This window comes from Thalassobacter sp., assembly GCF_982993085.1.
Map to the genome: position 1 here is coordinate 14130 of NZ_CEZFMW010000006.1, position 14420 is coordinate 28549.

At 59.0% G+C, this 14420-nt stretch carries 13 protein-coding genes and 1 tRNA gene; 8 read left to right on the forward strand and 6 right to left on the reverse strand.

Going from position 1 to position 14420, the window contains the following annotated elements; translation table 11 throughout:
* Window positions 1-160: 160 nt before the first annotated feature.
* Window positions 161-916, reverse strand: a complete 756-nt coding sequence (locus tag AC4GMC_RS01980; RefSeq protein WP_487877145.1) for an RlmE family RNA methyltransferase — start codon at window positions 914-916, stop codon at window positions 161-163.
* A gap of 15 nt (window positions 917-931) precedes the next feature.
* Window positions 932-2086 (reverse strand): Ppx/GppA phosphatase family protein, encoded by a 1155-nt coding sequence (locus tag AC4GMC_RS01985; protein WP_487877146.1) that lies wholly within the window; start codon window positions 2084-2086, stop codon window positions 932-934.
* 335 nt (window positions 2087-2421) lie between these two features.
* Between AC4GMC_RS01985 and AC4GMC_RS01990 the strand changes: the two genes are divergently transcribed.
* The 7 genes from AC4GMC_RS01990 to AC4GMC_RS02020 all read left to right on the forward strand — a co-directional run bounded on the left by AC4GMC_RS01990 (window position 2422) and on the right by AC4GMC_RS02020 (window position 7913).
* Window positions 2422-2718 carry a virulence factor gene (locus AC4GMC_RS01990; RefSeq protein ID WP_038006575.1) on the forward strand — a complete coding sequence of 99 codons (297 nt, stop codon included), beginning with the start codon at window positions 2422-2424 and terminating at the stop codon, window positions 2716-2718.
* A 30-nt stretch (window positions 2719-2748) separates the two neighbouring features.
* Window positions 2749-3675, forward strand: a complete 927-nt coding sequence (locus tag AC4GMC_RS01995) for a methylenetetrahydrofolate reductase (RefSeq protein WP_487877147.1) — start codon at window positions 2749-2751, stop codon at window positions 3673-3675.
* A 3-nt stretch (window positions 3676-3678) separates the two neighbouring features.
* The gene (locus AC4GMC_RS02000) at window positions 3679-4758 is read left to right on the forward strand and encodes a methyltetrahydrofolate cobalamin methyltransferase (protein WP_487877148.1); all 1080 of its coding nucleotides are present in this window, start codon (window positions 3679-3681) and stop codon (window positions 4756-4758) included.
* A gap of 34 nt (window positions 4759-4792) precedes the next feature.
* On the forward strand, window positions 4793-5023 hold the full coding sequence (locus AC4GMC_RS02005) for an N-(5'-phosphoribosyl)anthranilate isomerase (RefSeq protein WP_488052023.1): 231 nt from the start codon (window positions 4793-4795) through the stop codon (window positions 5021-5023).
* Window positions 5024-5100: 77 nt separating this feature from the next.
* Window positions 5101-7137, forward strand: a complete 2037-nt coding sequence (locus AC4GMC_RS02010) for an ASKHA domain-containing protein (protein ID WP_487878766.1) — start codon at window positions 5101-5103, stop codon at window positions 7135-7137.
* A 135-nt stretch (window positions 7138-7272) separates the two neighbouring features.
* Window positions 7273-7346 (forward strand) — tRNA-Gly (locus tag AC4GMC_RS02015).
* A gap of 84 nt (window positions 7347-7430) precedes the next feature.
* Window positions 7431-7913, forward strand: coding sequence for an acyl-CoA thioesterase (locus AC4GMC_RS02020; protein ID WP_487878659.1), 483 nt, complete (start codon window positions 7431-7433; stop codon window positions 7911-7913).
* A 231-nt stretch (window positions 7914-8144) separates the two neighbouring features.
* Here AC4GMC_RS02020 and pgi read toward each other — a convergent pair whose 3' ends face one another.
* From pgi to AC4GMC_RS02040, 4 genes are all read right to left on the reverse strand, one after another.
* Window positions 8145-9743 (reverse strand): glucose-6-phosphate isomerase, encoded by a 1599-nt coding sequence (pgi, locus tag AC4GMC_RS02025; protein ID WP_487878658.1) that lies wholly within the window; start codon window positions 9741-9743, stop codon window positions 8145-8147.
* Entirely contained in the window at window positions 9740-10414 is a 675-nt protein-coding gene (pgl, locus tag AC4GMC_RS02030) for a 6-phosphogluconolactonase (RefSeq protein WP_487878660.1), read from the reverse strand. Before pgl ends, pgi begins: the two co-directional genes overlap by 4 nt.
* Window positions 10411-11862, reverse strand: a complete 1452-nt coding sequence (zwf, locus tag AC4GMC_RS02035; protein WP_487878723.1) for a glucose-6-phosphate dehydrogenase — start codon at window positions 11860-11862, stop codon at window positions 10411-10413. The genes pgl and zwf overlap by 4 nt, the downstream gene beginning before the upstream one ends.
* 133 nt (window positions 11863-11995) lie before the next feature.
* Complete coding sequence (locus tag AC4GMC_RS02040) at window positions 11996-13090, reverse strand: anhydro-N-acetylmuramic acid kinase (protein ID WP_487878724.1); 1095 nt, start codon at window positions 13088-13090, stop codon at window positions 11996-11998.
* A gap of 64 nt (window positions 13091-13154) precedes the next feature.
* On the opposite strand from AC4GMC_RS02040, the gene tyrS reads away from it, so the two are divergent.
* Window positions 13155-14408 (forward strand): tyrosine--tRNA ligase, encoded by a 1254-nt coding sequence (gene tyrS, locus AC4GMC_RS02045; protein WP_487878901.1) that lies wholly within the window; start codon window positions 13155-13157, stop codon window positions 14406-14408.
* The last annotated feature ends 12 nt before the right edge of the window (window positions 14409-14420 follow it).

The following is a 14420-nucleotide window of genomic DNA, read 5'->3' on the forward strand; positions in this document are numbered from 1 at the left end:
CTATTTCACGGAAGATCGAGAAGGGAAAGGCACAATCTGCGGTGTTTGCGCCGCTATTGTGCAAGGACACGACCTTTGAAATGCAAAAGACGCGTCATAGCACGAGCAGAGACCTCGCCCCTGCTCGTATTAACACTTGGCTCGCGGCATTAAGGTTTCCTTATTCAGCCTCAAGCCCGCGAAAGCCCGTTGCGACGACAAACTTCTCAGAGCTGTCCGCGCGGCTCGCGCCCGGCTTAAAGTGCTGCACCTTGGTGAAGTTCTGCTTGAGCACCTTTTGCAAGTCAGCCTCAGCCCCACCCGCAAGCACCTTGGCCACAAAGGTGCCGCCCGGCGATAGCACGTCAAATGCAAAATAGGCCGCAGCCTCGCACAGGGCCATGATGCGAATGTGATCGGTCTGTTTGTGCCCCGAAGCAGAGGCCGCCATATCAGACATCACGACGTCGGCCTGTCCGCCGAGCCATTCCTTCACCTTTTGATCCGCGTCATCCTCTAGAAAATCGAGAACGTGCAGCTCACACCCGGCAATCGGCTCAATCTCTTGCAGGTCCACGCCCAGAATAGAGCCAACCTTTTTGCCTTGTTTTTCGCCCAGCGCGTTCACTCGACGCGCCGCGATCTGACACCAGCCCCCCGGCGCACAGCCCAGGTCCACAACCCGCGCCCCCGGCACCAGAAAGCGGAATTTGTCGTCAATCTCTGATATCTTGAACGCTGCGCGCCCCCGGTACCCTTCGGCCTTGGCGCGTTGCACATAGGGGTCGTTCAGCTGACGCTCCAGCCAAAGTGTTGAGGACAGCTTGCGCCCCCGCGCCGTCTTGACCCGCACGCGCAGATCACGCTGCCCACGTCCGCTGTTGTTTTTGCCACTGCCGCTACCGCTGCCGCCAGCACCGCTTGTCTTTTTTACCATAATTCCGTGCAGCCCCTAGAAAGGGCCGTCCTCCAAAACGCCGTCTGCCGACATTTGTGCATATAGAAGCCCCTCGCGCAGACCACGGTCCGCCACGCTGAGCCGATCTGTGGGCCAAGCCCGCAAAAGTGCTTGCAAGATCGCCGCCCCTGACATGATCAGCGCCTGTCGATCCCGCCCGATGCGCGGATCATTCCGCCGGCCTGTTGGCCCCATCGCTAAGTATTCCTGAATGACCCGATCTATTTGATCCGAGGTCATACGCAACCCATCAACTTTGTTCCGGTCGTAACGTTTCAGCCCAAGGTGTGTGGCCGCCACAGTCGTGACCGTGCCTGAGGTGCCGATAATCTGAAATCCCTCACGGGCTTGATCAGCCGCGTCTTCATAGGGAGAGAATTCAGCCAGTTTTTCCTCAAAAAACCACGACATCAGAGCAAAGCGCGCGGCATCGTCACTGACGTCGTTGAACTGATCCTTGAGCGTCGCAACCCCCAAGGGGATCGAAATCCAATCCACCACTTTTGCGGCAGGGAACAAATCATTGGCAGGAAGGAACCCCGCGTGAAGCCGCATAATCGCCCGAGGGCGTTCAATCCGCGGCACACCGCTTAGGTCAATCCAAACCAGCTCGGTTGAGCCACCCCCAATATCCACGACCAGAAGCTGCTCAGTCTTGGTTGAAACCAGAGGCGCACAAGAGACAACGGCAAGACGTGCCTCCTCCTCCGGCTTGATGATCTCAAGCCGCAGGCCGGTTTCGCGCTCAACCACGTTGATAAAGTCAGCCGCGTTGGTCGCGCGACGGCACGCCTCGGTCGCGACGAGGCGCATCTGGCGCACGTCATGTTTTTGCAGCTTGCGCTTGCAAATTTTAAGCGCGCCAACCGTGCGCGCCATCGACGCCCGGCTCAGCCGCCCCGAACTTTCGAGCCCATTTCCCAGCTGAACCGACTTTGAAAAGCTATCAACCACATGTAACTGGTTGCCCTTGGGCTGCGCCACGAGCATCCGGCACGAGTTGGTGCCAAGATCCAGCGCGGCATACAGGTCCGCGGGATCGGGTTTGTCTTTGCGCGGGACGGCAGCGGGCCGCCGACGAGGCCCCTTTGGGCCCTGCGCACCGGGGTTTAAGTGCCCCGTGCCCGGCCGGGGGTGTTTCGGCGACATGAAACGCGCCTTTCATAACTGGTTACCCAATACTTACGCCCGCGAACGGGCGCGCACAAGGTATACGTCTGGGTTGTATCGCCTTGCGTCATTGTCTGGATTGCCCCCGATATTCCGGCACTGCGCTTAAACATCCGTTAATGTTTGGTCACCTATCCACAGCGCCTCATGAACATGATGAGAATTACGGGACCGCCCGGCCCTCGCACCTCATCGAAAAAACGCCTAAAACCGATGTGCGACGCATTGTTGTCGCAGGTGCGACAGGACGTGTCGAAATCAAGCACAGCGCGCGGTGCGCTAGGCCCTATCAGGGGGCAAGGGAGGATTCATCCATGCCAGACGTAACAGTAGTATTTTGGCGCGATATCCCCGCACAGGTGATTGTGGGCAAAGGCCGTCGGGGCGCCAAAGCGCAACTTCCCGAGCGGTTCGAGCAAGCGATTGACCGCGCGGCGATGAAATCAGGCGCAGCCGAGACAGATGACTACTTGGCCGAATGGCGCAAAGCTGCGCCCTACCCTGTCGAGGGCGACCCCGCCGATATCGCGACCCAAGAGGCCGCACGGTTGGACGCCGAATATGATCAAGAGCGGATCAAAACGCTGATCGCCAATGATGGCCGAGCCTGAGCGCCGGCAATGACCTGGAGGGAGAGCCTGATGGCCCTGCTGAATTTCAAACGCAAGTCTGATGCAACTCAAGGTGCCGACCTTGAGGCTATCTTGGCGGACTACTCCATCGAGGTGATGCCACGCACCGCCGAAAAGATTGAGGATTTCACCGCGCTGCTGCCCAAAGGCACGCGCGTGTACATCGCCCACATCGAGGGCACGCCCATCGACGACATGGTCGCCACCGCGCGGCGCCTGTCCGAGGCTGGCTACCCGGTGATGCCGCACTTTCCCGCACGCATCATCAAGGACGCCGATACATTGGCAGACTGGATCGCTCGCTATCAGGGCGAGGCGGGCGTAGATCAGGCGCTGCTGTTGGCCGGTGGTGTGACCACGCCCCACGGCGCCTTCGACAGTTCCATGCAACTTCTGGAAACTGGCCTGTTCGACAAAGCAGGGTTTAAGCGTCTGCATGTCGCCGGACACCCCGAAGGCAACAAAGACATCGACCCCGATGGCAGCATGAAAGCCGTAAACGAGGCGATTATGTGGAAAGCCGACTTTGCACGTGAACGCACCGATGCCGAAATGGCGATCGCAACGCAGTTCTGCTTTGAGGCTGGCCCCGTGATCAAATGGGCCGACGATCTCAAGGCTGCGGGCATGGACCTGCCGATCCACATTGGTGTCGCGGGCCCCGCCAAGCTGCAAACGCTGATCAAGTTTTCGATCGCATGTGGCGTCGGCGCGTCCCTCAAGGTTCTGCAAAAGCGGGCGATAGACGTCACCAAGCTGCTGCTGCCATACGAGCCCACAGAATTCCTGTCGGATTTGGCTGAGCACAAAGCTGCCAACCCCGACTTCAACATCACCAACGTGCATTTCTTCCCGCTTGGCGGGATAAAGACGAATGCAAATTGGGCCAAAGAAAACGGCGGCGCCTCGGGCGTTCCTGCTGCAAGCATAGGATAAGTAATGACCCGTACGGTTCTGGAATCAAAAACAAAAACAGTCGTCATGGGCTTTGACGAGCCGTTCTGCGTGATCGGTGAGCGGATTAACCCAACGGGCCGCAAGATCCTCAACGAGGAACTCGAGCGCGGCGATTTCAGCCGTGTGGAGGCCGACGCCATTGCGCAGGTTGCGGCGGGCGCAGGGGTGCTGGATGTGAACTCCGGCGCGGTGTTCTCGAACAAAATGGCCGAAGACCCCCGCTACGCGGACAACAACTTTGTTGAGCCCACGTTGATGAAGGAATTGGTTGAGCGGGTGCAGGCCGTCGTAGATGTGCCCCTGTGCATCGACAGCTCGGTTCCTGGCGCGCTGGAAAACGGTCTGGCCGCTGCCGAAGGACGCCCCCTCCTCAACTCCGTGACCGGAGAAGAAGAGCGTTTGGAATTGGTCCTGCCGCTGGTCAAAAAATACAATGTGCCTGTTGTCGCGATCTCAAACGACGATACCGGTATCTCCGAAGACCCTGAGGTCCGGTTTGCGGTCGCCAAAAAGATCGTAGAACGCGCCGCTGATTTCGGCATCCCCGCACACGATATCGTGGTGGACCCGCTTGTGATGCCAGTAGGCGCCATGGGCACCGCCGGCCTGCAAGTGTTCACCCTTGTACGTCGTTTGCGCGATGAGTTGGGCGTGAACACGACGTGTGGTGCATCCAACATCAGCTTTGGCCTGCCAAACCGTCACGGGATCAACAACGCGTTCCTGCCAATGGCGATGCAGGCGGGGATGACCTCTGCCATCATGAACCCCGTAGCCCTGCCCGTCGGCCCCAAAAAGATCGCCGAGCGCAAGGCGCTGATTGAGGCCGCCGGGATTATTTTGCCCGAAGGCATGGACGATGAGACCTTTGTGAAACTGTTCGGCATGGGGTCAACCAAACCCCGCGCTGGCAAGGAAATGGAAGCTATTCGCGCCGCCAATTTCCTGAGTGACAAAGATCCATCCGGCGCTGCTTGGATCAATTTCAACAAAGACCCAGACGCCGCACTACAAGGCGGTCGTGCTGGCCGGGCCGGTGGCGGGCGCCGCCGCCGCTCTTAAGCGACTGTTAACCCTGAGGCGGCAAACTGGGTGTATGCCTGATTTGCCCCTCATGACCCAAGATGACCAGTGGATGCACCAGATTTTTCTGGCAAAATCTGCACAAAATGGAGGAGTTGTGCGCCGCAAAGTGGCAGACGTAGAGCGAAAAGTGGGGCGAAAGACCTTTGAACTGGAAGTCCGCAGGCGCGGGTTCCATCTCATCGAAGCAGGCGGACAGTTCATCATTATCTGCACACGCGACCCCCTCCACCTCATCGTGTGACCTCGAAAAAATCTTCCAAGATTTTTCGGCCACGAAGACTTTTTTGAAAAGTCTTCTAGCGGCACACTGAATTGCATATGGCTCAAGACCCCCTTGTCGTTTTCACCCCCTCTGGCAAACGCGGCCGTTTTGCGGTTGGCACGCCTATCCTGACAGCTGCGCGGCAACTTGGTGTTGACCTTGATAGCGTCTGCGGCGGTCGTGGTATCTGCTCCAAGTGTCAAATTCAGCCAGGCTTGGGAGATTTCCCAAAGCACGGGGTCACGGTTGCCTCCGATGCGCTGTCCGAATGGAACGCGGTTGAGCAGCGTTACAAAGACAAACGCGGGTTGATTGATGGGCGTCGCTTGGGGTGTCAGGCGAAGGTTCATGGTGATGTGGTCGTGGACGTCCCACCAGAAAGCCAAGTGCACAAACAGGTTATCCGTAAATCCGCCAGCCAGCGTCCCATTACGATGGATCCGGCAACGCGGCTTTACTATATCGAGGTCGCGCAACCCGACATGGATGAACCGACCGGAGACCTTGAGCGTGTCGGCCAAGCGCTTGAAGCGCAATGGGACATCACCGGGGTTACTGCATCTTTGGGTGTCTTGCGCGCACTGCAACCCGCTTTGCGCAAAGGGCAGTGGACCGTCACGCTCGCGGTATTTCAGCCGCCCCATGGGCGCGCTGAAATTCTTGATGTCTGGCCCGGCTTTTTCGAAGGTCCTCTCTATGGTCTTGCCGTGGACCTCGGTTCAACGACAATTGCTGCGCACCTATGCGATCTGTCGGATGGGTCCGTTCTCGCCTCATCCGGGCTAATGAACCCCCAAATTCGCTTTGGCGAAGACCTCATGTCGCGGGTGTCCTACGCGATGATGAACCCCGGCGGCGATGTTGAGATGACCCGCGCCGTGCGCGAAGGGATCAATACCCTTTTTGCGGAACTCGCACGAGAAGCAGACGTTGAGCTGCGCCAAGTGGTTGAGACTGTTTTTGTCTGCAACCCGGTCATGCACCACCTTCTTCTCGGGATTGATCCCGTCGAACTGGGTCAAGCGCCCTTTGCATTGGCCACCTCTGGCAGTCTTTCGCTGCATGCGCGCGAGTTGGAGTTGAGCAACCTTAACCCCAACGCTCAGACTTATCTGCTGCCCTGTATCGCCGGACACGTCGGCGCAGACGCTGCTGCCGTGGCGTTATCAGAATCCCCCGAAACATCGGATGACTTAGTGCTCATCGTGGATGTCGGCACCAATGCTGAAATTCTTTTGGGCAACCGCTCCAAGGTTCTGGCCTGCTCGTCCCCGACGGGGCCCGCATTTGAGGGCGCCCAGATCAGCGCTGGCCAACGGGCCGCCCCCGGCGCCATTGAACGCGTTGAGATCGACCCCATCACCAAAGAGCCGCGCTTTCGTGTGATTGGCTCAGACGTGTGGTCCGACGCGCCCGAATTCGCAGAGGCCACAGCCGAGACTGGGATTACCGGGATTTGCGGCTCGGGCATCATTGAGGCCGTTGCAGAAATGCGGATGGCTGGGCTGTTGGACCCTTCAGGGTTGATCGGATCAGAGGCGCAAACCGGCACGCCACGCGCTGTCGCCACCGGTCGCACCAATGAATACCTTTTGTGGGACGGCGCCGAGGCGGGAGGGCCGCGCATCACCGTCACCCAAGGCGATATCCGGGCGATCCAGCTTGCTAAATCCGCGCTCTATGCCGGGGCGCGGCTTTTGATGGATGAGTTGGGCGTGGATACCGTGGACCGTGTCACACTGGCCGGGGCGTTTGGGGCGCATATTTCCCCCAAGCACGCGATGGTTTTGGGAATGATCCCCGACGCGCAGCTTGAAAACGTCACCAGTGCGGGAAATGCCGCGGGCCACGGCGCGCGCATGGCGCTGTGCAACGCAGGCGCCCGGGCACACATCGAGGGGCTGGTCAGCCGTATCGAAAAGATCGAAACCGCGATTGAGCCGAAATTCCAAGAGCATTTCGTCAACGCCAACGCGATCCCGCACGCAACAGACCCCTTTCCACACCTTGCCGCGATCGCACCGCTTCCTGCGACGCATTTTGGTCAGGGTGGCGAAAAGAACAGCTCTGGCCGACGCCGTCGCCGCGCCTAGTGCAACCCCACAAACAGCCAGAGCCGCGGGAAACCGAAGGCTCTGGCCGTACGGAACATTCCGCCAAGAACGACCCGCAATCACACCAAGACCGCTTGTATCCCCGCGCCGCCCGGCCTAAGTAGCCTTACGGACGCGGGTATGGTGAAAAGGTATCACGCGAGCTTCCCAAGCTTAAGTTACGAGTTCGATTCTCGTTACCCGCTCCAGTCCTTCTGAACATCGCGAACTGGTTGACCCTAGCGTCAGATGGTGCAGTTTGGCGGCCAAATGTTCTAGCGATGAGCCACCCAATGTCCCTGCCCCTCCTGACCCCACTTGATACCCCAACACTGCGCGCGCGGGGCGTGCCGGATGTGTTCAAGATCGGTCAAGCGGACCGAGTGCGATTTCATGAGTTGGACGTGCTGAACCATGTCAACAACGCCGTCTACCTCAGTTGGTTCGAAAGCTTTCGCGTGGCCTACATGCGGGACTACGGCATCGCTAATTTCGTCGCATCGGGTGAGCGTCCAGTCCTAGTGCTGCGCAACGTCGATGTGGAATACAAAGCCCCCCTGCACCTCGACGAGGAATACATCGTCGTGGGCCGGTCCCTCAGCTATCGGCGCACATCGTGGAAGATGCAATACGCCGTTGTAGCCCGTGGACAGGTCTGTGCCGTGGGGCACGCGGTGATCGTCCTGATGGAAGAAGACGCCGTGACCCGCAAAGCCCTGCCTCAGGCGTTTATCGACGTGATCGTCCAACAGGATGGCGCGGTATTTGAGGGTTAGCGTCTAGCGCACTTGGCTATGGGGCAAACGGCGGCACTGCCCCTTGGGCCCGAGCCAAAAGAGTGTCCTGTCCAAAAAACGGAAGGATCCGGGCGAACAGGCCAGGATAAAAAGCAGCCGATCTATCATCTGAGGATAGTCACGTTGGCCCAAAAGCTTAGGCCAACGTTTCATTCGAAGATGCTGCCATGGCAACACATCTGACCGCAGGTTTACCCCGAGCGGCCCGTTTTAGTCCGCCCGCCAAGCGCACAATTGCGCAAGCAAGCCTTGGGTCGAGGCATCCTTATCCCCCGCGTCGGCTCCCTCAACCAAAGGTCCCAAAGCAGTGGCCAGCTCTTTGCCCAGCTCAACACCCCATTGATCAAACGAATTGATGCCCAGCATCACCCCCTCAACGAACACGCGGTGCTCATACAGAGCGACGATCTGGCCCAACACTTCTGGGGTCAGTTGTGGATAGATCAGCGTCGTAGACGGGCGATTACCCGGGAACACACGGTGGCGGGCTTGGCGGTCTTGCTCGGGGCCCTCAAAGCCCTTGGCAGCCATGATCGCCCGCGCCTCTGCTAGGGATCGACCGCGCATCAGCGCCTCGGACTGCGCAAGGCAATTCGCGATCAGCAGCCGATGGTGATGATCCAGATCAGGCTCATGACCGCGTGCGGCGATCATAAACTCGCACGGTACCGGCGTCGTACCTTGGTGGATCAGCTGATAGAACGCATGCTGGCCGTTTGTGCCCGGCTCGCCCCACACGACGGGGCCTGTCACGCCCTCGCTATCGCTGCCGTCCATCGTGACGCGTTTGCCGTTACTCTCCATCTCAAGCTGTTGCAGGTACGCAGGCAGACGCGCGAGGCGGTTGTCATAGGGCAGCACAGCGCGCGTCGGAAATCCGCACACTTGGTGATGCCAGATACCCACAAGTGCGAGCATCACAGGCATGTTCTGCGCCAAAGGTGCGGTGCGGAAATGGTCATCCATCGCGCGTGCCCCGGTCAGCATCGCCTCAAACCGCTCTGGCCCGATGGCCAGCATCAGCGATAAGCCAATCGGACCCCACATCGAATAACGTCCGCCGACCCAATCCTCAAAACCAAACATCCGCTCAGGCGGGATGCCAAAGGCCGCGACCTTGTCATCCGCCGTGCTGAGCGCGACGAATTGTGCATCAAGGTCTGGCACATCCGCCATCCACGCCTTGGCCGTGGCCGCGTTGGTCATAGTTTCGATCGTCGTGAACGTCTTGGAGGCCACAATTACGAGCGTCGTGGCCGGATTTAGGCCGCGCGTTTTATCCGCGAAGTCCGCCCCATCCACGTTAGATACGAAATGCACGCGCGGGCCATCCGCAAAGGGCGCCAACGCAAGTGTTCCCATGGCAGGTCCAAGGTCCGAGCCGCCAATCCCGATGTTCAAAACATCTGTGATCTTGCCGCCCGCGCCGGTAAATTCGCCGCTGCGGACCTGGGCCGCGAATGCGCCCATACGGTCCAAGGTGGCGCGAATACCGGGCATGATATCGGCGCCGTCCACGTGAATTTCGGCGTCGGGGCCTGCGCGCAAGGCGGTGTGCAATACGGCGCGGCCTTCGGTGTCATTGATCGGCTGACCGTCAAACATCGCGGCACGCGCCGCGGGAACCACGGCTTCAGCCGCAGCCAAAAGGGTCGCACGCGCATCCTGCGTCATCGCAGTCTTGCGGTAGTCGAAAATGACGTCACCCTGCGAGACGGTGAAATCCCGCGCCGGATCGCTTAGCAGCGTTTGGATATCTGCGCCTGTTTCTTGCTTGGCCTGCGCAACGGCCTTCCAAAACGTGTTCATGGCGCCCAGTGAACCGTCGCGTTAGGCAGTACGACCGACACAGGCGCGGATTGTGGGCTAAGATGCTTAGCGCGTTCTAAGGCCTCGCGTTTTTCATCCCCTATAATCACGATATGTGTTTCCATTGCACCGGCCAGAACCGGGGCAGTTAGGGTGATGCGCGGCTCCGGCGCGCCGGGGGCCCGCATGGCCATCAAAGCGGGTGCACCATCACGCAGTGCGGCATCTAGTTGATCCGCGCCCGGAAACAGTGAGGCGGTGTGCATATCCGCGCCCATACCCAGCAAAAGAACCGAGATCGGCAACGCAGGCTTGAGCCCCTCAATCAGCTCGTCCAAGGCCTCTTCGGGTGTGTCGGTCTGCATATAAAGTGGCGCAATCTGGGCCGCTGCCGCGCGCCCAACACACAACCGATGCATCAACAGTGCCGTATTCGACCGAGGTGAGCTTTCGGGCACCCAACGTTCATCACTCAGCATGATCGTGACCCGCGCCCAATCCAGATCCGCAGCGCATAGGCTGTCAAAAATCGGGCCCGGCGTGGTGCCACCAGGCACACACAGCGACGCCCGATCATGGGTTTGAAGGTTCATTTCGAGCGATCCGGCAATCGTATTGGCCAGATCGAGCATCATCATGTCAGCATCGGGGTATTCGATTAGGTCTTTCATTGCTCCAACTCGCGCCAGCGGCGTCTGTCCTTGTGCATTAACATCATTGCTTCTTCTGGGCCTGTGGACCCTTGGGCATAACTACACGGCTTGTTGCCGCGTCGGGTCCAGCCATCAATTAACGGATCGGTCCACGCCCAAGCCGCCTCGACTTCGTCGCCACGCATAAACAGGGTCTGGTTGCCACGCATCACATCCATGATCAGACGCTCATAGGCATCGGGCATATCGGCGGCCTCTTCGCCCAAAGCCTCGGCGAAGGACATATCCAGAGGCACGTCCATCAAACGCATACCTCCGGGGCCGGGTTCCTTGATGGTAACTGACAGGTCGATCCCTTCGTCAGGCTGCAATCGGATACTAAGAACGTTGGCCTTGGTCCCTGCCTCTTCGCCAAAAATGCTGTGCGGTGTCGGTTTGAAATGCACCACGATCTCTGACATCCGCGCGGCCATGCGTTTGCCTGTACGCAGATAGAACGGTGTCCCCTTCCACCGCCAATTGGAAATGTGGCATTTGAGGGCGATGAAGCTTTCGGTGCGGCTGTTTGCGTTCTCAACGTCCTGTAGATACCCCGGCTCCGCACCCTCGCGGTATTGACCGCGCACGATATCGTCAGCCTCGACCGGGTCCAGCGCACGGATGACTTTGAGCTTTTCATCCCGTACTGCGTCCGGATCAAACTTCGCAGGCGGCTCCATTGCGGTCAGGCACAATAGCTGCATCAGGTGGTTTTGCACCATGTCCCGCATCGCGCCAGATTTGTCGTAATAGGCCCCGCGCCCGCCCACACCGACGGTCTCGGCCACGGTGATCTGGACGTGATCCACGTATTGCGCGTTCCACAGTGGCTCAAACAGAACGTTGCCAAAGCGCACGGCCATGAGGTTTTGAACCGTCTCTTTACCAAGGTAGTGGTCGATGCGGTAAATCTGCGACTCGTCGAAATTCGCGCTCAACTCGCGGTTCAGCGCCTTGGCTGTCGCGAGATCACGACCAAATGGTTTTTCCACAACGATACGAGCGTCTTGCCGGGCAATCTTAAAGCTGCGCAGTCGCTCTGCGATATCACCGAACAGCCCCGGACCTACGGAGAAATAGAACGCCTGTACCGTGTTGTCCCGGCACTTGGTTTTCAGTTCTTTCCAGCCCGCCTCGCCGCGTGCATCAAGGGTCACGTAGTCGATGCAATCGAGAAATCGTTTGATGCAATCCGCATCGCGCTTACGCTCGGACACAAACTCAGCGATCGCCTCAGCGACCATTGTGCGAAACCCTTCAACATCCTGTTCGGTACGGGCCGCGCCGATGATGCGCGCCTCATCGGGCATCTGCCCAGCCCAGAAACGGCGATACAAGCCCGGCAGGATTTTGCGGCGGGCCAGATCACCGGTCCCCCCAAAGATCACAAGATCGAAGGCATCGACAGGGATAACTCTTGAAACCATACTTTAGGTCTCCGCAGGTAGGAAATCGGACGCGCTCGCGTTATGTTAGCGCTAACGAGGCCGTTTTAACACGCAAAATCAATTTGTCTATACGGCATGTGTAACAGCCCGTGATCAGGGTTCAAACCTTGATTTAGACGTTGGCAGCCGGGCGCGATATCCGACCACCCCCGACCGAGGCCCCAACACCCGTTGTGCCCGGAAAGGACGTAGGCAAGCCCGCTTTGACCCGCACCGCGAGATAGGCAAACGCCTGCGCCTCAAGCATGTCGCCATCTAGATCGACGGTTTCAACGGGATTTACGGGACACGAAATATGCGCATTAAGGGCAGCCATCAACGTCGGGTTCTGCCGCCCGCCACCAGCCACCAGCACCTGCGCAGGCATCTCGGGGCAAAAGGCCAGCCCGCGGGCAACTGAGCGCCCAACAACATCAGCAAGTGTGGTCAATGCGTCCGCAAGAGGAAGTGTCGTGATTGGTTCAAGTACACGCGACAACTCATTGCGATCCAAAGACTTTGGCGGAAGATCGCCAAAGAACCGATGCTCCATGACGGCTTCTGACAGGGCAGTATAGCACCGCCCGTCAGCCGCCAAATGGCCGTCGGCGTCATAGCTTGCACCTGTGGCGCTGCGCACTAAATCATCAAGGGGCGCATTCGCGGGGCCGGTGTCAAACGCGAGCATCGCGCCAGGCGCATCCATTTGATCGCCCCGCGGATCGAGCCACGTAAGGTTCGCAACCCCCCCAAGATTGAGGAACACCAGCGGTGCAGTCGCCCCGATCCAGCGCGCACAGGCAAAGTGGAACGCAGGCGCAAGTGGCGCGCCCTGACCACCGAGGCCGACGTCGGCTGTACGAAAATCCCAAACAACAGGGGCGCCGAGCGCCTCGGCCAGGACATCACCACTGCCCGCTTGGTGCGTGCCTTGTGCACCGGGTGCGTGGGCCAGCGTCTGCCCATGAAAGCCGATCAGCTTTTCACCATGTGGTCGAAGTGCCTCTATGTGGGCGGCCTCCACGACATCTGCGGCCTCGGCAACGCCGGGATCCCCCTGCCATTTTCCCATAGCGGCGCGCAGAACAGCGCGCTCTGACTCAGTATATGGGCGGTACCTAGCTTCGCCGAATGCAAAGATCTCAGAGCCGTCCGTGAACAGTTCAGCGGTGTCCACACCATCCATCGACGTGCCCGACATGGCACCAACCGCCCAAATCCGTTCCATGGCTCTTTCCCTTGCGCGCGCTTTTGCTTATGCACACCTCACCCCAAAGATGGACCCAATTCCGATGACCTACCAGCCCAAATCCGAGTTTCTCCGCGTGATCATCGAGCGCGGCTTTCTGGCCGACTGCACCGACCTGCAAGCGTTGGATGACGCCCTGATCGCCGGCGTTGTCCCGGCCTATATCGGGTATGACGCCACGGCCGCCTCGCTTCATGTGGGGCATCTGTTGAACATCATGCTGCTGCGGTGGTTCCAGAAAACGGGCCATAAGCCGATCACCCTGATGGGGGGCGGCACGACCAAGGTGGGCGACCCTTCGTTCCGCTCAGACGAACGCCCACTGCTCGGGCCCGAGCAAATTGATGCCAACATCGCTGGCATGCAAAAGGTCTTTGCCCAGTATCTCGACTACGGCGACGCGCCCGGTCAGGCGATCATGCGCAACAATGCCGAATGGCTGGATGGGCTAAACTACCTAGAGTTTTTGCGCGACATTGGGCGGCATTTCAGCGTGAACCGGATGCTTAGCTTTGAAAGCGTTAAATCTCGGCTGGACCGCGAACAATCGCTTAGCTTTCTCGAATTCAACTACATGATCCTGCAAGCCTATGACTTCATGGAACTTAACCGCCGCTACGGTTGTTTGTTGCAGATGGGTGGGTCGGACCAGTGGGGCAATATCATTAATGGGATCGACCTGACACGCCGGGTTATCGATTCAGACGTCTACGGCCTGACAACCCCGCTTCTGACGACGAGCGACGGCAAGAAAATGGGCAAAAGCCAAGGCGGCGCGATCTGGCTAAACGGTGAAATGCTGTCTCCCTATGAGTTTTGGCAATTCTGGCGCAATACGACGGATGCAGATGTTGGCCGGTTCCTGAAGCTCTACACTGAACTGCCTGTTGACGAATGTGATCGCCTTGGCGCGCTAGAGGGATCCGAGATCAATGCAGCAAAGATCATCCTCGCCAACGAGGTCACCACCCTGTTGCACGGCGCAGAGGCCGCACAAACCGCAGAAGCAACTGCGCGCGAAGTGTTTGAAAAAGGCGGCGCGGGCGATGACCTGCCGACCTTGACCTTGTCCGCCGATGAGGTTGGTGATGGCATTTCCATCGTTCAGCTGATCACACGGTCAGGCCTTGCGGGATCGGGCAAGGAGGCCAAGCGCCTGATTTCGGGCGGTGGGGCGCAGATGAATGATGCCGCACTGACCGATCCGGGTGTTATGGTCACATCCAGTGACCTTGCGACCCCTATAAAACTAAGCGCAGGCAAAAAGCGCCACGCGCTTGTTCAGCTACAGCCTTAGATCGCTTCAGAG